General features: G+C 58.8%; 15 protein-coding genes and 1 tRNA gene. 12 read left to right on the plus strand and 4 right to left on the minus strand.

From position 1 onward, the window contains the following. Positions 1-23 precede the first annotated feature (23 nt). Both pth and GC1_RS10085 read left to right on the plus strand, forming a co-directional pair. Positions 24-701, plus strand: coding sequence for an aminoacyl-tRNA hydrolase (gene pth, locus GC1_RS10080; protein WP_019297387.1), 678 nt, complete (start codon positions 24-26; stop codon positions 699-701). Positions 702-732: 31 nt separating this feature from the next. After that, positions 733-1,653 carry a nucleoside hydrolase gene (locus GC1_RS10085; RefSeq protein WP_019297386.1) on the plus strand — a complete coding sequence of 307 codons (921 nt, stop codon included), beginning with the start codon at positions 733-735 and terminating at the stop codon, positions 1,651-1,653. Between the two features lie 165 nt (positions 1,654-1,818). Here GC1_RS10085 and GC1_RS22840 read toward each other — a convergent pair whose 3' ends face one another. Continuing rightward, complete coding sequence (locus GC1_RS22840; protein ID WP_193747126.1) at positions 1,819-1,965, minus strand: hypothetical protein; 147 nt, start codon at positions 1,963-1,965, stop codon at positions 1,819-1,821. A gap of 282 nt (positions 1,966-2,247) precedes the next feature. On the opposite strand from GC1_RS22840, the gene GC1_RS10090 reads away from it, so the two are divergent. From GC1_RS10090 to GC1_RS10135, 10 genes are all read left to right on the plus strand, one after another. Then, the gene (locus GC1_RS10090) at positions 2,248-3,348 is read left to right on the plus strand and encodes a radical SAM protein (protein WP_152612416.1); all 1,101 of its coding nucleotides are present in this window, start codon (positions 2,248-2,250) and stop codon (positions 3,346-3,348) included. Then, on the plus strand, positions 3,345-4,616 hold the full coding sequence (locus GC1_RS10095) for a cytochrome P450 (protein ID WP_019297382.1): 1,272 nt from the start codon (positions 3,345-3,347) through the stop codon (positions 4,614-4,616). Before GC1_RS10090 ends, GC1_RS10095 begins: the two co-directional genes overlap by 4 nt. Next, positions 4,613-6,616, plus strand: coding sequence for a carbamoyltransferase C-terminal domain-containing protein (locus tag GC1_RS10100; RefSeq protein ID WP_019297381.1), 2,004 nt, complete (start codon positions 4,613-4,615; stop codon positions 6,614-6,616). Before GC1_RS10095 ends, GC1_RS10100 begins: the two co-directional genes overlap by 4 nt. Before the next feature lie 14 nt (positions 6,617-6,630). After that, positions 6,631-8,247, plus strand: coding sequence for a tetratricopeptide repeat protein (locus GC1_RS10105; RefSeq protein WP_152612415.1), 1,617 nt, complete (start codon positions 6,631-6,633; stop codon positions 8,245-8,247). Between the two features lie 246 nt (positions 8,248-8,493). Continuing rightward, entirely contained in the window at positions 8,494-9,072 is a 579-nt protein-coding gene (locus GC1_RS22185; protein ID WP_082020129.1) for a phage tail protein, read from the plus strand. 41 nt (positions 9,073-9,113) lie between these two features. Then, positions 9,114-9,674, plus strand: coding sequence for a phage tail protein (locus tag GC1_RS10115; RefSeq protein ID WP_019297378.1), 561 nt, complete (start codon positions 9,114-9,116; stop codon positions 9,672-9,674). 75 nt (positions 9,675-9,749) lie between these two features. Then, complete coding sequence (locus GC1_RS10120; protein ID WP_082008996.1) at positions 9,750-10,289, plus strand: phage tail protein; 540 nt, start codon at positions 9,750-9,752, stop codon at positions 10,287-10,289. Between the two features lie 38 nt (positions 10,290-10,327). Further along, positions 10,328-10,912 carry a GNAT family N-acetyltransferase gene (locus tag GC1_RS10125; RefSeq protein ID WP_019297376.1) on the plus strand — a complete coding sequence of 195 codons (585 nt, stop codon included), beginning with the start codon at positions 10,328-10,330 and terminating at the stop codon, positions 10,910-10,912. 81 nt (positions 10,913-10,993) lie between these two features. Further along, the gene (locus tag GC1_RS10130; protein ID WP_152610583.1) at positions 10,994-11,278 is read left to right on the plus strand and encodes a DUF6916 family protein; all 285 of its coding nucleotides are present in this window, start codon (positions 10,994-10,996) and stop codon (positions 11,276-11,278) included. 202 nt (positions 11,279-11,480) lie between these two features. After that, positions 11,481-11,570, plus strand: a tRNA-Ser gene (locus tag GC1_RS10135). Between the two features lie 142 nt (positions 11,571-11,712). On the opposite strand, the gene GC1_RS21930 is transcribed toward GC1_RS10135, so the two are convergent. Genes GC1_RS21930 through GC1_RS10150 form a run of 3 tightly spaced genes read right to left on the minus strand, consistent with a single transcriptional unit; the run spans position 11,713 to position 14,897 of the window. Beyond that, the gene (locus GC1_RS21930; protein WP_019297373.1) at positions 11,713-12,453 is read right to left on the minus strand and encodes an MbnP family protein; all 741 of its coding nucleotides are present in this window, start codon (positions 12,451-12,453) and stop codon (positions 11,713-11,715) included. After that, positions 12,453-13,541, minus strand: a complete 1,089-nt coding sequence (locus GC1_RS10145; protein ID WP_237754583.1) for a cytochrome-c peroxidase — start codon at positions 13,539-13,541, stop codon at positions 12,453-12,455. Before GC1_RS10145 ends, GC1_RS21930 begins: the two co-directional genes overlap by 1 nt. 48 nt (positions 13,542-13,589) lie before the next feature. Beyond that, positions 13,590-14,897 carry a hypothetical protein gene (locus GC1_RS10150; RefSeq protein ID WP_019297371.1) on the minus strand — a complete coding sequence of 436 codons (1,308 nt, stop codon included), beginning with the start codon at positions 14,895-14,897 and terminating at the stop codon, positions 13,590-13,592. Positions 14,898-15,170: the final 273 nt, after the last annotated feature.

The following is a 15,170-nucleotide window of genomic DNA, read 5'->3' on the forward strand; positions in this document are numbered from 1 at the left end:
GAAACGCAGATCGGGCAGACCCCATGAAACTCTTTGTCGGCCTTGGCAATCCCGGCCCGAAATATGAGCGCAACCGCCATAACATCGGCTTCATGGCGCTGGACCGGATTGCCGGTGATCACGGGTTTTCCCCCTGGAAGTCAAAATTCCAGGCGCTGATCTGCGAGGGCAATCTGGGCGGCGAGAAGGTGCTGCTTTTGAAGCCGCAGACCTTCATGAACCTGTCCGGCCAGTCGGTGGGGGAAGCGATGCGGTTCTACAAGCTGACTCCGGCTGATGTGGTGGTGCTGCATGACGAGCTGGACCTGGCGCCGGGCAAGGCACGCATGAAGCAGGGTGGCGGCCATGCCGGCCACAACGGGCTGCGCTCGATCCATTCGCACATCGGCGCGGACTACCCGCGGGTGCGGCTGGGGATCGGCCATCCGGGCCACAAGGATGCGGTGGCGGGGTATGTGCTGCGCGACTTCCCCAAGGCGGACGAGGGCTGGCTGGACGATCTGATGCGCGGTATTTCCGACGGCGCGGCTGAACTGGCGCGCGGCGATGGCGGCAAGTTCATGAACGCGGTTGCGCTGCGCGTTGCACCGCCGCGCAGCTCCACCACCAAGCCCAAGGCGGAGGCGAAACTGCCCGCCAAGGAGGAGGTGGCGCCGGATACACGCTCGCCGCTGGAGAAACTGATGGACAAGTTCAAGTAAGCTCAGGCTGAAGACAGAAAGAGACAGGCAGATGGTGAAACTGATTATCGACACCGATCCGGGCATCGACGATGCCATGGCGATCTTCTATGCCGCCGCGGCCCCGGACATCGACCTGTTGGGCCTGACCACGATCTTCGGCAATGTGACCACCGCAACGGCCACCCGTAACGCGCTGCGCCTGCTGGAAGCGGCGGATCTGGACGTGCCGGTGGCGGCTGGTGCCACCACTCCCCTGGTGCTGCCGCCGTTCAAACCCTCGGCCTATGTGCATGGTGACGAAGGTTTTGGCGACATCCCGGCGGCTGAGCCCAAGGGCAAACCGCTGCAGGAGGACGCTGCGGACTTCCTTTGCCGCATGGCACGCGAGCACAAGGGCGAGCTGGTGGTTTGCCCGATCGGCCCGCTGACCAATATCGCCCTGGCGATGCAGCGTGATGCAGAGTTCATTGCAAACGTGAAGGCCATCGTGGTGATGGGCGGCTCTTTGGAGGAGGGTGGTAACATCACGCCCCATGCTGAGGCCAATATCTATCACGACCCGCACGCAGCGGATGTGGTCTGCCAGGGCGGTTCCAAGGTGGTGTTTGTGGGGCTGGACGTTACCCACCGCATCCTGTGCCGGCCGGAGGATTTCGAGGCCATCGCCGCTAAATCGCCGGAGCTGGGCGGCATGCTGCAGGAGATGTCGCATTTCTATATCAAGTTCTACCGGGAGGTTGCGGGCCTCAACGGCTGCTCGCTGCATGACCCGGCGGCAGTGATTGCCTGCACCAACCCGGATCTGTTCGGGATGCGCGATGTGGCGCTTGAGGTGTCCTGCGAGGGCGAGACTTCCGGCGCCACGGTCGCTGCGCCAGACAGCACCCGCGACCCGGTTAAGGTCTGCATGACGGTTGAATCGGACGCGGTGAAAGCCTTGTTTCTCAAGCGCTTGGCCCTGCTGCCATAAGGGGGGTGGCCGGGCGGCCCGGTTGTTTTCCGGGCAGCCGCACCCGGTTAGCTGACCGCGCTGAGCATTAGCCGTCTGCGTTCGCTGCCGGGGCAAGATCTCGCGCAGCCGGTCTGCATCGCCGCGCCCTGCATCCCTTCGCTTTTCATTCGCCGAAACGCATTGTCAGGTGCTGTGCGGCTTGCCCGCCTTGCGTGCCCGGGAATGGGTACCGCGGCAGGCTTCCATGGCGGTCGCGCTGGATGGCAGCTGAGCAAAGATCTCCAGAGCCTGAACCCGCTGGATCATGCGCAACGGTGATAAACCTGCCATGCTTGCTCTGCTCTGCGGACCGTTGCTGACTCGCCTTGGCAGGCCGTTGCGCCAGCGGCGCGGTCACATCATCAGTGTCGAGGCGATGGCCTTTCGCTGCAGTTGCGTCACGTTTTTTTCAGCTTTGACGAGTATTATTTCAGAATCCGATTGTGATATCGGAGTGCTATGGCATTCTTCATGTGCGGTAGTTTGGATTTGCTGGCAGACATCTTTGATTTTTGCTTGCGCCAGCTGATTTTAGCTTTTCTAAGATACATGTTCAGATTGTGAGGCGAAGGTTTGGTTGATAGGTTGTCGGTGCTGGCAGCATGCCGGCAGATTCAGGCAGAGCACCCGCACCTGCGGGAAAAGTACTCTCGTGCCAGAAAAGTCGTCCGGGCCTTCAAGTCGCCCGCATTTTATGAAGTCACCACCAAGTGCAATCTGAAGTGTGAAGGCTGCTACTATTTCGAAGGCGGGAAGACTGCGTCGATCCCTGCCAGAGATCGTATTGACGACTGGAAGAAGTTCTTCGCCGATGAAGCAGCACGCGGTGTCAGCATGGCCTATTTTGTCGGGGCAGAGCCTGCTATGGCGCCGGACCGGCTCATGGCAGCGGCTGAGCACTTCCCTTATGGAAACATCGGAACCAACGGCACGATCAGGATAGACCCAAGTGTGCAATACCGCATTGGTGTTTCGGTTTGGGCTGGCGACGACGAATCCGACAAGCAGCTGCGTGGGGGGAGTGTTTTTCGGAAAGCCCTCAGGAATTATGCGGGCGACCCGCGTGCTATCATACTGCTCACTGTGTCCAGCTGGACAGTAGATCAGATCCCGCGTGTCGCTGAACTGTGCAAGGATCACGGACTCCCGTTGACATTCAATATTTTTTCTCCAACCCATGAATTCAACCGAAAGCTGTCTATCTCAGCGCCGAACGACAGTGATTTTTTCCGGGTCAGCTCGCCGCTTTCATCTCCGAAACTGGATGATGCTGCGCTGGAGCGGCTTCGGCGCGCAATGAATCAGGCGATTGAAGATTTCCCGGAGACTGTAATCTACTCAAAATCGTATAATGACTATATTTGCCAGCCGGGTGCGCGTTACGAACTTGATCCGGAAACGGGCATTGCAATGGACTGCCAATCCCGCATTCGCGAACCCATGCGGTATTTTGATGTCTCCCTCAGACCCAACCCTGTGAAGTGCGGCACGCCGGATGTCGATTGCAGAACCTGCCGCATGTACTCTGGAGGCTGGTCCTCCCAGTTCATCCCGAAGCCCAGGGATACAGCCAGCCCGGAAGCCTTTGAAGGCTGGCTGGATTCGCTTGAAACGCTTGGCCGGATTTTCCTCTATTCTCCGGCTGACGCAGGCGCCGCAAAGGCAGTCGCATGAGCTTGCAGGTTCCGGCACTGTCCTTGCCGCCGTTGGCCGAAATCCGCTGGACCTCTGCTGCGGACGCCATTCGTTTTCGCCCGCACACCCGGCCCAGGGAATTGTTGTCGCAGGGGGTTGTTCCAGTGCCGGCCGGCAGGCGGAACATTTTTCTCATTTCGGATCCCGGCACTGCAGATCGCATTCTAAGGCGGGACAGCAAGCAGTTTCCCAAAGCAACCCCGCAGTACAGGGTCGGGTATAAGGCGTTCGGCCCGGGTATCAGCGGGACGATTGGAGAGACGAACCTGCGCCAGCGAAAGGCACTCGCCCCTCTTTTCGAAGGTGCGAATCTGCGCAGGGCCGCGGAAGCGGCGCGGCTTGCGGCGGCTGATGCTGCGCACCGCTGGACAGGCACGCGTGTCGTTGATCTGCACAAGGAATCCAGCCGGCTGGCCCTGGATGTGGCCTGGAGTATCTTTCTCGGCAATGGCGAGTATGAGGGGGCAGCGCCAAGTGTGCGCGAAGCCATTGAAAAGATTGCACGGCTTCCGAAACAGGATTTCGTGGAGGCGGCATCCGTTGTCCGGGAGCTGGTAGATACCTACGTTGATACGGGCCGCTATCTGTCCGTTGATGATGAAAACCCAATGTCTAAGATCGCCTGCGCTGCAGGCTACAGCGGCTCTCCCGGGTTAAGCCAGCCGGAGGTACGGGCGAATGCGGCGGTGCTGGCAGCGTCGGGGCATGTGACAACTGGCCTGACCCTTGGCTGGGGCCTGTGGGTGCTGGGGCAAATGCCCGCATATCAGGCAGAGCTGCGGGACAAGCTGGAACGCGAGGGAAGTATCCGGCCCGAACTGATCGCATTGTTCAGCGAAGCGATGCGGCTCTGGACGCCAGCAGCCGAAACCATGCGGGAGAACCTGGTTCCGGTTTCGGTGGAAGGGACAACGATCCCGCCCAAGTCCCTCATTCTGGTCTCCTATTACGCCATGCACCGGCGCTCCGGTCTTTGGGCCGAGCCGAACAAGTTCGACATAACGCGTTTCAGCCGGGCGAACCTGGCAAATATTCCCAAAGGGGCCTTTCAGCCGTTTTCAGGGGGAGAATACCGGTGCCCTGGCATGTCGCTGGCATGGCAGGAGCTGATTGCAGCAAGTGAAACCTTGCTGAGGCGATGCACGATCGAAGTTGAACCTGCGTCAGCTGCGGAAGTCGGGCTGGAAGCCGGAACCTGCATTTATCCCGACCGCCCGCTGCAGGCAAAAATTTCAGGAGTAAAATGAAACACGCTTTGGCCGACGGGCACTACCTTTCTATTTACTCCGCAATCGACCCTGTTTCGGCGGCTCATGACATTTACTTGCGGCACGACCAGAGCATGGCGCTGTGGAAAAAGAGCGGGCGGACGGTCGAGCTGATCCGCTACTGGGAATTTGAACGGATTTCCGGCATCAAGCACCACAGCCTCTCCTTCGCCAGCAGGCGGGACGCAATCGCATTCATTGATGCGCAACTGGCCGACCTGGGGATGAGCAGCGCAGATCTTATCGAGATTTGGGGCACTCCGGGTTTGGAACAAATAGGTGGCCTGCGTATCAGCCCTGAAGCGCAGAGCTACCCCTACCACAGCATCGCGCATCTTTTTTCCGGTATGCTGAGCGACACAAGCGTTTTCCAGAGCCAAAAGGTGCTTGCCATGGCAGTGGATGGAGCACCGGATCTGCTGTTTGAACGCGAAGCCCGCCGGAAACCCTACTACGCTGCGGCCTTCTGTGACCTGGGGCAGCCAGAGTTCTTTCCGGTTTCTTCGCCGGCAGTGCTGTGGGCCTTTTTGAAAAGCCACTACCGCATGGCTGAAGGCTCCCTGATGGCCCTGGCCAATGCCGCGACAGCACGGGCGAAAATAGAGGCCGGGCAGCTCATCGAGATACGCGACGCCGCTGAAACGGCCGCCGCCGGGCGTTGGCTCAAGGAATTGGCAGGCAGAATAGATGCTCTTGAGCCTAAGGATGAAGGAACGGGCTTCACTTGCCTTGATCCGCGCTTTTCCTTTGAGGAGAACAGGATCAGCATGGCAGCAAAGCTGGTCCAGGAAGTTTCGAACCTGATGATGCACCGGAACGTGGCCCGGGCTGTCGACCGCTTCCAGATTGACCCCAGGGAAACGGTGTTGTCGGTTTCGGGCGGATTTGCTCTGAACTGCCCTGCAACCGCCTACCTGACCCAAAGTTTCGGGTTTCGCGGTGTCCTGCAATCGCCGCCGGTCAACGATTCCGGCTTGTCGCTGGGGATCGGGCTGCACCAGTTCTTCGAGAATGATCCTGGCTTCACCTTCTCCTTTGGGCATGCCTTTTACGGGCGCGGGCCTGTCCCGGCCGCCGGCTGCGGAGCCAAGGCTCAATTTTCTCCGTTCATCAAATCCAGCCGGCCGGCCGGCCCTGAAAGATTTGTGGATGATATACTGCAGGGCCCGGTTGTCCGGATAAGCGGCCCGGCGGAAATCGGTCCGAGGGCTCTTGGCAACCGCAGCCTGCTGGCAGACCCGCGGTCGGAAAAGACGCTTGGTGTCCTGAACCGCATCAAACAGCGACAGTGGTGGCGCCCTGTTGCGCCGATTGTGCTGGAAGAGGACGCCGGCGACTTTTTCGAGAATGCGGCCTGCTCGCCATACATGCTGCGGACCTTCCAGATCCGCGCCGGTAAGGCGCATCTCGTGCCGGCCATCCGGCATCTGGACGCAAGCGCTCGCGTGCAGACGGTCTCACGGAAGCAGAATGCCGAGCTGCATGCTTTTCTGACGGCTTTCAAAGAGCGAACCGGCATTCCGATGCTTTGCAATACCTCTTTGAATGACAAGGACGAACCGATCATCGACAGCCTTGCTGAAGCGATGAACTTTGCCCTGCGCAAAGGTCTGCCGGTTATCTATTCCGATGGCTGCCGTATCCGGCTGCAGGACCACTCAAATTATTCTGCGACCGGACCGCTGCCGCGCGCCGGTGCCGGTGCGCTCGTGCGTTCGAAGGCGGAAAAGACAACCTCAGGAAAGCTGTTGAACCCCTTTGGAATATCCAGGAAAGACCTGATCGTGCTCTCTTCAGTCGGTCTGATTGACGGGGTGGACCTGCAAGACCAGCAACGCGTTGAACGCCTCAGGCGGCGAGCTTTCCTGCTCGGGAAAAGACTGGACAGAACACTGGCGCTCGATTTCACGTCGGACTGGCATTCAGACCAGAGAGCCAGTGCAGACCGGGCAGCCGGTTTTGGCCCCGGCCCGGTTTGACAGAGGGCCGCGGCATGAATGAGCAGCACGCACGCAGTTTGATGCAATCCGGGAACTACCAGGGCGCCCTGTCGCTTTACGAGAGTTGGGCGGAGAAAACCGGAACGCCGGGAAGAGCCTATCTGGGAAAAGCGCGCGCGCTTGAGCAGCTCGGTCGGATTGAGGAAGCGCTTGATGCTGCCGAGGCGGCGGGCAAACTGCTTCCAAGGAACCTGGATGGGTGGTGGATAAGGGCACGCTGCCACAACAAGCTGGGGCAATCCGGGCAAAGCGAAGCATGCTGCCGTCAGGTGCTTGCGTTGAATCCGGTTCACGCGGGGGCGGCTGCAGCGCTGGCTCGCCACTATGTGAAAGGGGATGCTGCCGAGCGCGCGATGGCAGTTGTAGCTGGTTTCCATCAGGCGGGTGGTACGGACGCCAGGGTTTCTCTTGTCCACGCCGGCATTCTGATCAGCAGGCGGGCTTACGGTGATGCCGTGGCTATTCTGCGCGGGCTTCTCGATGACGGCTTGGAGACACCGCAGCGGCAGAACGCAGTGCGGCGGCTGGCGGACCTGTATATTACCTTGAAGGATTTCCCTGCGCTGCGGGCGCTCTGTGACGGGCACGTCAAGGACGACGATGACAAGATCCGCATTGCCGTGCGCCTGTGCAAACTGCCGCCAGCGGACCTTGGAGCCAGTTTCCCGTTTTCCTTTTTCAGGGAGCTCTATGAAAACAACGCAGGCGACACGCGTGCATTCAATGCGTTCTTTATTCAAGCAAGCCTGGCTGGCGAAATTGAAGATACCCGCGGGTTGGAAATTTCGCATGCTGCCATAGCCGACACGTCGAATGGTGATATCTGCGGCCTGCTGAAGCGGCTGGAGCCGCCAGCGCCGGAAACAGCGGCCAAACCGGAAAACCTGGAATTCTGGCACCTATGCGGCCAGCCTTGCGGCAGTTTTGCGGCGTGGGCTGCCAGGGCATTGTGGAACCGGGAGGCCACAGCTGCGCTGGCACGGTACCTGGGCCCGCACCGTGGCAACCGTGCGGAGGTGATGAAGCAGCTGAACGCTCTATGCGCACAGCCGGACTTCGCCCTGCTTGCGCAGCAGCGGTCCCGCGGAAAGGGCTGTCTTGTGGCCGGATCCCACTTGGGGCCTATCCGGGCCCTGCCGCCGTTTCTGGAAGACCGCTTAGACAGTGTGGGTGTCATTAGTGACCTTCGCCGGCACCGCTCTGCTGAAGGCCAAAATGATATCTCCGTTCGTTTGAACCCCGGACGAAGCTTTCGCGAAATCGCCATGTGCCTGAAACGGAATGCCATCTTATGCTGTGCGCCCGATGGTATTTGGCCGACCGATCCGAAACGTTTCTTTGACAGTGAGTTCGGGCCTGTCGCCCTGCAAACTCTTTATGCACGCGCCCAGTACGCCAGCGGGGCATCCTGCGTCTGGGCCGAGGCGTATTGGCAGGACGGTGAAATCCGCTTTGGTTTCCGGCCAATGCCTTGCCCTCGCGCCGGCGAGGGCAGGGAGGCCTTCGTGCAAAGATGGGGCAGATCATACCTGATGCATACGGTAGAGCTTCTGAAGAACCGGCTGCCTGCATTTTACGATGGGCACCGGAGATTCCGGGAGAGGGGCTGAGTGATCCCCTCTGGGCTGACCTGGCCGGTTGGCTCAGCTTTGTACCTGTTCACCGCCCGCTGCGGCAGGTGCGGCGGGCTGTTCCCTGCTGCCGTCTGCGCTGTGGTGCGTTCAATCTTTGAGTGTTGATTATAAAGATAAATATATCTCAGGTTGTTTAAGGCGACTTCATGCAACAAAAAGGAGTTGTCATTCAGGCGTGGCATTTCGTGGGGACTGCCAGCTTTCTACCGCTCCGAGCGGAAAATGTTTCCGGTAACTTTTGGCGAGGACACAATGGGACAACCTTTTCTTTCCCAGATATCGTTGTGGGGCTTGGATTTTGCGGTAAGGGACTGGGCATATTGCGACGGTCAAGACATTCCTATCGCTCAGAATACAGCGCTCTTTGCTTTGCTCGGAGCCCGCTACGGCGGTGATGCCCGCACGACATTCGGACTGCCCAATCTTAAGGGGCGCATGGCCTGCGGCCTTGGAAATCCTGGCGAGGACCGCGGCTCAACCGGAGGCTCAGAGACCGTAACGCTCAACGCAGCCACCATGCCGCAGCACAACCACCCGGGCACCATACTCACGGTGGCAGATACGGCAGGTACCAGCGGGCCGGCGAGCGGCTTGGTCATGGCCAAGCCTTCGGTGACACGCGGTGGGACCACCGCGGTGGGCAGTTCATTCTCCGATCAAAGCTACGTCAGCGCGGCAGTGAGCAGCGGGCTGCCTGAGACCGGAAGCATTGGTTCGGGCACTCCTTTCTCCGTCCGCAGCCCGTATCTGGCGGTGAGCTACGAAATTGCCATTGAAGGGATCTTTCCGGCCCGGGCCTAGAATTTCCCTTGTCAATCCAACCTTGTTTCAAGGAGTACATTATGGCTGAGCCCTTTATCTCCCAAATTTCCGCATTCGGGCTTGGATTCACCATCAGAGACTGGGTGCAATGCCAGGGACAACTCTTGGCAATCTCTCAGAACCAAGCGCTGTATTCACTGATCGGCGATATCTATGGAGGCGATGGCATCAATTCCATGGGGGTGCCCAATCTGAAAGGGCGCACAGTCCTGCATTCGGGATCGGGTCCGGGTTTGACCCCGCGCCAGATCGGGTCCTTCAACAGTCTCCGGGACAGAAGCCTCACTTCGTGGGAGATGCCTGCCCATGCGCATCCGATTTCTCAAAAAGCGAAGCCGGAACCAGGCACCAGCCTGACACCGTCTTCAGGGTCGGTAACCGCGATACCCGAGGGCACCTACTCCGGAGCTTCAATCATTGCCGATTGGTACGCCGAAGCGTCAAACCTGACGGACCTGTCTTCGCTGGGCTCTCCGGCAACAGCGCCGAGTGGGAACAGTGCCGCCATTCAAACAATCTCTCCCTACCAGGTTGTCATGTATGAAATGGCCCTTTTCGGGGCCTATCCGCCGCGCAGCTAGCCACCCGGTGTCTCACCCACCTATCCAACCCAGCCACCGCCCTGAGCGGGTGTTTCAAACGAGTGGAGGCAGGAAATGTCAGAACCATTTATGTCGCAGATTTCAATATTCCCTTTGACCTATGCTGTCAGGGACTGGGCTTTTTGCGACGGCCAGATTCTTGCGATCGCCCAGTATAATGCCCTCTTTTCGCTTGTCGGAAGCAGGTTTGGCGGAAACGGGGTTTCTACTTTTGGCCTTCCGGAAATGCGCGGCCGTGTGGCGGTTCACCGCAACACAAATGGGACTTATCCGCTGGGCCAAATGGCAGGATCCGAAAATCAGAAGCTGACCACGGGCAATCTTCCTCCGCACACGCACGGCAACGTGTTTTTTGCAGTAGCCGAGGATGACGGAAGCGAAAACCCGGGGCCGGGCACTGTATTGTCCATTCCCAAGGTGGGGGATGTGGCTGGCCGCGGCTATGCTGCCCCGGATGGCAGCGAGGTTACTCTCGGCAACAGCGGTAGCCGGACTGTCAGTTCAGGGCAAAGCACCCCTTTTTCTATTATGGATCCGTTCATGTGCATGAGCTACGAGATTTCGCTTAGGGGTGCATACCCTTCAAGATCCTAGCTTTTGCCCCACCATCCTGAGAAGCAAAAGGAATTCTGATGACCGCAGTGAATCCCTTAGATGTGAAAATCAGGCCCGCCCGGGCAGGAGATGAAGCGTTTCTCCAGCAGGTGCATGCGGCTGAGCGGCATTGGGAGTTTGCTCCGCTTCTCAATGCAGGAGATGAAGAAAGCTACCACAAGGTGCTTGCGCAGCAGTACGACGCCCACCACGACGTTTACTTCAACAGCTATTCCGTTGCGAAATACGGGATCATCCTGCTTTGCGGCACGCCGATCGGCCGGCTGTACCTGGACGAACGGGACAGCGAATTCCGGATTTTGGACATTGCTCTGCTGCCGCAATACCGCGGGCGCAGCATTGGCTCCATTGTCATGCATGGTGTATGTGCCGCCGCCGCTAGAAAGCATCTGCCGGTCACACTGCATGTGCATAGTCTGAACGCCGCGGCCTACCGCTTCTACTACAGGCTCGGATTTGAAGCGCAGAGCTCCAACCACCGCCATGTTCTGATGCGCTGGTTCCACCCCGACTATGAGCAGTTGGCCAGCGGCTGTTTCGTGCCGCCAGATGTAACCATTCGGCGGCTGCAGCCCCTCACAGCCAGGTCAGGACTAGTTTGACCGCGGCCAAGCCGGAATTGCCTGGCATCCATTGCATTGGCTTCAGGCCGATGCGCGAAAGCACCACCCATGGAGGTTATCATGAAAGCGATCAAGGAATTGGAACACAATGATTTTGCAGGTCTGGTTGGCGAGGCCTTTAATATCGGACATCTTGAGGCCAAACTCACTTCGATTGACATGGGGCCGGAAACACCCGCCGAATTCAGAGCGCAGTTCTCGCTGCTGTTTGAATGCCCGGAAGATTTTGTTGGCGACCACGAAACGCTGGCGCTTTCCCATGAAAAAATCGGTTCCCATTCTGTCTTTATCTCAAAGGTGATGGGCGGCAACGGCAAGCCAAACCTTCAGGTCGTGTTCAATTGAAGGTTTGGCTTGCGGCGGGTTAGTTCACTCGCGGGAACTTGCCATCAAACAGGGCATGCGACTGCAGGGATTTTGCACGCGAATCGCGTGCAGCCCTGCCAAAAATCCGGGAAGCGGCCTGAAATTCCATATTTTCCAGGGGCTGGAAGAAAATTGAAAAAACGCCTTGTTTCTCTGGGTTGCGGCACATATACGGGTCAGCGGAGACGTGGCCGAGTGGTCGAAGGCGCTCCCCTGCTAAGGGAGTAGGCGGGAAACCGTCTCGTGGGTTCGAATCCCATCGTCTCCGCCATCATACATTGGTAATTGATCGTTTCAGATTGCGTGCGGCTGCAGCCCGGCTGCCTGCGTGGCCTTCGCAGATGTGCCGGAGAGTGGATCTGTTGGTCGCGGCTGTTGCGTTCTGGAAAACGAGCGCATTCGCCCCTGTGCAATCAGTTACCTGCGATTGAGATCATCCCGGCGTAGTTTTCCGCCAGCCTCCGGGCGTCCTGACGGTCAAATTTTACTGACTGGGTTTGTGCCATGTTGAATGCAGATGCGCCGCTGAACAGTTCCATGACGTCAACTTTGAAGTTTTTTGCGCTCGTGCTGCTCAATTGTTCTTCGGCGGGCAAAGAGAACTGTAAGTCGCGCCGGTTCTCATCAAAGCCCAGGTGATAGACCAGGGGCAGGATGGCATCATCCAAAATCAGGCTGCCTTCGAACACGACAAACTTGTAGCCCACTTCCCAGTTCCAGGCCATTTGGCTGTTCGGGTCCAGATCGCCGCGCGGTTCGATGGAAGCGTTCGCCTGCTCGTCTATGCCGATTGAAAAGGAGAGGCCGGAATAGGACCTCAGCGGTATGTTGTTCAGTTCTACTGCAAAACTCTCATTTCCAGCACCGAACCGGACCAGATGGTAGCTGTCCGGCTCCAAATAGGTGCCATCTTCGCCCGACAGCTTGATATTGCTGATGTAGAAACGAAAATTCTGAACCCTGAACTGCCCGGGACCGTTTGGGTTCTTGTAATGGAACTGGTCAAAAACCAGCTTCTGCCCATTGGCCTCTGCCTGGAAGACGAGGCGCAGCTGGCTGGCGGGCGGATCCGTTTTCCGGAACGCGTGCCAAACGGTAAGCGCCAGCAGGAAGGCCAGCAAGACATTGATGTGGATCGGCTTCATTCCTGACATCACAACTCTCCTTCAAGAGGATTGGAAAATCGGGCATCCGACAGGAATGCTTCATCCGTCAGGGTGTGCAGAAATGCGATGATTGCGGCTTTCTCGCTGTCCGTCAGACGTAATCCAACAAAGGAACCGGGAGGTGAGGCGGCGTTGTCAGCTTCAAGTATGAGCGGGCTCAAAGTGGGGCTGACCACCACTCCGCCGTTGTAGTGGTCCATCACGTCTTCAAGCGTCTGCAGGCGCCCGTCATGCATGTAAGGGGCCGTGACGGCGATGTTGCGCAGCGTTGGCACTTTGAAGAAGCCCTTGTGTGCCGGGTTGCCTGTTACAGCCATGAGACCCGCGGGCAAATCCACGTCCTTGTCCAGCCCGTTGTTGGAAAAACCGTCCAGCCCATCCCGGAAGCCTGAGGTCAGAAACTGGCTGTGGCAATCAATGCAGTTGCCGCCGCGCAAAGAGACCTTGGTGTCCGGGTGGGCCATGAAGAGCTTGCGGCCCAGTTCCTCCTGCTCGGTCAGCACCGCCTCGCCGCGCAGGAAACGGTCATACTTGGAACCAGCAGAGATGAGCATGCGCATGAACGTGGCCAGCGCCCGCGCGATATTCTCGGATGACACTTCGCCATAGGCCTGCCGGAACATGCGCCGGTACTGCCGGGACCCTTTCAGTTCGCGGACCAGCTCTTCCAGATCCTGTGCCATTTCCTGGGGGTTCTCGATCGGGAGCAGGGCCTGCTGCTCAAGGGACAGGGCCCGGCCGTCCCAGAAAAACCGCTCCTGCCCCCACAGAAGATTCACCAGGCTCATACTGCTGAATTCCAGGCTTTCCCCATTCAGCCCGGCAGCAGTTGGCAGGCCGTCGGTGAAAGCCAGCCGCTGGATATGGCAGGTCGCGCAGGACCGGTCATTGCCGCCGGATAGGGCGGGATCGTAAAACAGCCTCCGCCCGAGGGCGAACGCCTCTTCGGTCAGGGGATTGTCCTGCGGGACAGAGAAGCGCCCGAATACAAAAGGGGCGGAAAAATCCGCAACCGGCGTCGGATCGGGTGGCAGCGCCCTGATGACGTAGGACGCTCCCGTACCGATGGCCACCACCGCAGCGGCGGTTGCGATCCAGCGCTGGCGAGCCATCCTGCTGCTTCCTCAGTGGTGATGCACAAACCCGGACCCGAACAGCCCTTCCAGGTTGTCTACGCCCTTGCTGTACTTTTCCCTGAAGTTCACTGATCCCAGCTGCTCGCCGGTGGCGAGATCATGCACGGTGATCGTGTGAGCGTTCAGCGCGGCGATGAAATCCACATCTGTCGGGTCATTATCAGCTGCGTTGCCAAGGTTCAGCAGGTTGTTCTGGACCGCGATCAGGTCACGGCCGGACTTGGATGTGAAGAAGATCATGTGGTGCGCGCCGGGCGCTGCCTGAATATCCGGCCCGGAAGACACCAGGTCGGGCAGCTTGGCGAGATCGTAGCGCTTCACCACGCCGGGCAGGGCATGGCTGATGAACAGTTCGGTATCGGTGCCATAGAACTCCAGCGGCACAGCGGTATTGTTTGCGGCACCGCTATAAAGCACCTCGGGATCTCCGAATGTCTTGGAGGCTTCGTCATAAGGCACTTTCCAGGTTTCGAATCCGAACATCGTATTCACCAGCACGGCCGGTTTGATGTTTTCGTTCATGGACGGCCGGGCAAACAGGACTTCCACAGGTGACGACGGGAAACCCAGCGGCTTTTCGTTTTCCACGACAATGTTCTGGATGGGCTCCAGCGTGTTGAGATCAATCACGGTCAGCGCATTTCCCACACCCGTGGCCAGGTCGGGGTGCACCGTGGAAGTGATGATCATCCGGTCCTGATAGGCGGAGATGCCATGTGGATACATGATGTAGGGCTTGTCCGCGCCGACTTGGCTTGGCCGCGCTTCGATGACTTTCACAACCGCGTTTGTCTGCGGGTCGAACACGCCCAGCGTTCCGCCGTCATCGCCGCCGGTGCCGCCCATGAAGGTGACAAACATGTACTCCGTGCCATTGGAGGAATGCCACATGATGTCTTCGCCCACCATCTGGCCTTGGGTGTCGAGGCATTCGAAACCGGTGACCTGCGGCGCTCCGGTTGCGTCCCGCTCCAGGCCGATCTCCGCCAGGCTGCAGACCGGGTCCAAACCGGTTGCATACAGCCGCCCGGCTGGGCTGTAATACAGGTGATGCAGCGGATGCGTCATGTCCGGTTGCGTGACTTCGCTCAGGATTTCACCGAAATTTTCCTGCTCTGGATCCAGCTCGACGATGGCGATGCTGTGAGCCGTTTCCAGCGTTGGCAGCCCTCGCAGGAGAACAACTCCGTGGCTTTCCTCGCGCACTTGGGCGCCAGGTTGAGCCGGCAGCATTGAAATGAGTGCAGCAGTAAACAATGCGGGCAACAGGCCCTTGAACTCGTTATTAACCTTCATGGCAGCTACGTCCCCTCCCGAGAAAATGACCCTGCTCGAGCCAGCCTCAACGTAACTTCTGACGAACAATACCACATCAGGGCTTACCCCCCAAGCTGCAGCGCCTCCCCATTGTCCGCCGCTAATAAACAGTCGGAGAAAGCCTTCGGCGAAGCACTTGCTGCCAGGTTGACCCGTGCCTCCGGCGGTCCGCTGAGTAACTGAAGGAGGGGCAGTTTTGGGTGCTTCATGCAAAAGGGGCGGGTGAGGCTGAGCAATGTTGCAGGCACCTAA

Source organism: Leisingera sp. ANG1, assembly GCF_000203975.2.
GTDB lineage: Bacteria > Pseudomonadota > Alphaproteobacteria > Rhodobacterales > Rhodobacteraceae > Leisingera.

Coding starts and splice junctions, on each gene's coding strand:
- pth (WP_019297387.1), top strand. CDS start 24: ATGAAACTCTTTGTCGGCCTTGGCAATCCCGGCCCGAAATATGAGCGC.
- GC1_RS10085 (WP_019297386.1), top strand. CDS start 733: ATGGTGAAACTGATTATCGACACCGATCCGGGCATCGACGATGCCATG.
- GC1_RS22840 (WP_193747126.1), bottom strand. CDS start 1,965: ATGGCAGGTTTATCACCGTTGCGCATGATCCAGCGGGTTCAGGCTCTG.
- GC1_RS10095 (WP_019297382.1), top strand. CDS start 3,345: ATGAGCTTGCAGGTTCCGGCACTGTCCTTGCCGCCGTTGGCCGAAATC.
- GC1_RS10100 (WP_019297381.1), top strand. CDS start 4,613: ATGAAACACGCTTTGGCCGACGGGCACTACCTTTCTATTTACTCCGCA.
- GC1_RS10105 (WP_152612415.1), top strand. CDS start 6,631: ATGAATGAGCAGCACGCACGCAGTTTGATGCAATCCGGGAACTACCAG.
- GC1_RS22185 (WP_082020129.1), top strand. CDS start 8,494: ATGTTTCCGGTAACTTTTGGCGAGGACACAATGGGACAACCTTTTCTT.
- GC1_RS10115 (WP_019297378.1), top strand. CDS start 9,114: ATGGCTGAGCCCTTTATCTCCCAAATTTCCGCATTCGGGCTTGGATTC.
- GC1_RS10120 (WP_082008996.1), top strand. CDS start 9,750: ATGTCAGAACCATTTATGTCGCAGATTTCAATATTCCCTTTGACCTAT.
- GC1_RS10125 (WP_019297376.1), top strand. CDS start 10,328: ATGACCGCAGTGAATCCCTTAGATGTGAAAATCAGGCCCGCCCGGGCA.
- GC1_RS10130 (WP_152610583.1), top strand. CDS start 10,994: ATGAAAGCGATCAAGGAATTGGAACACAATGATTTTGCAGGTCTGGTT.
- GC1_RS21930 (WP_019297373.1), bottom strand. CDS start 12,453: ATGTCAGGAATGAAGCCGATCCACATCAATGTCTTGCTGGCCTTCCTG.
- GC1_RS10150 (WP_019297371.1), bottom strand. CDS start 14,897: ATGAAGGTTAATAACGAGTTCAAGGGCCTGTTGCCCGCATTGTTTACT.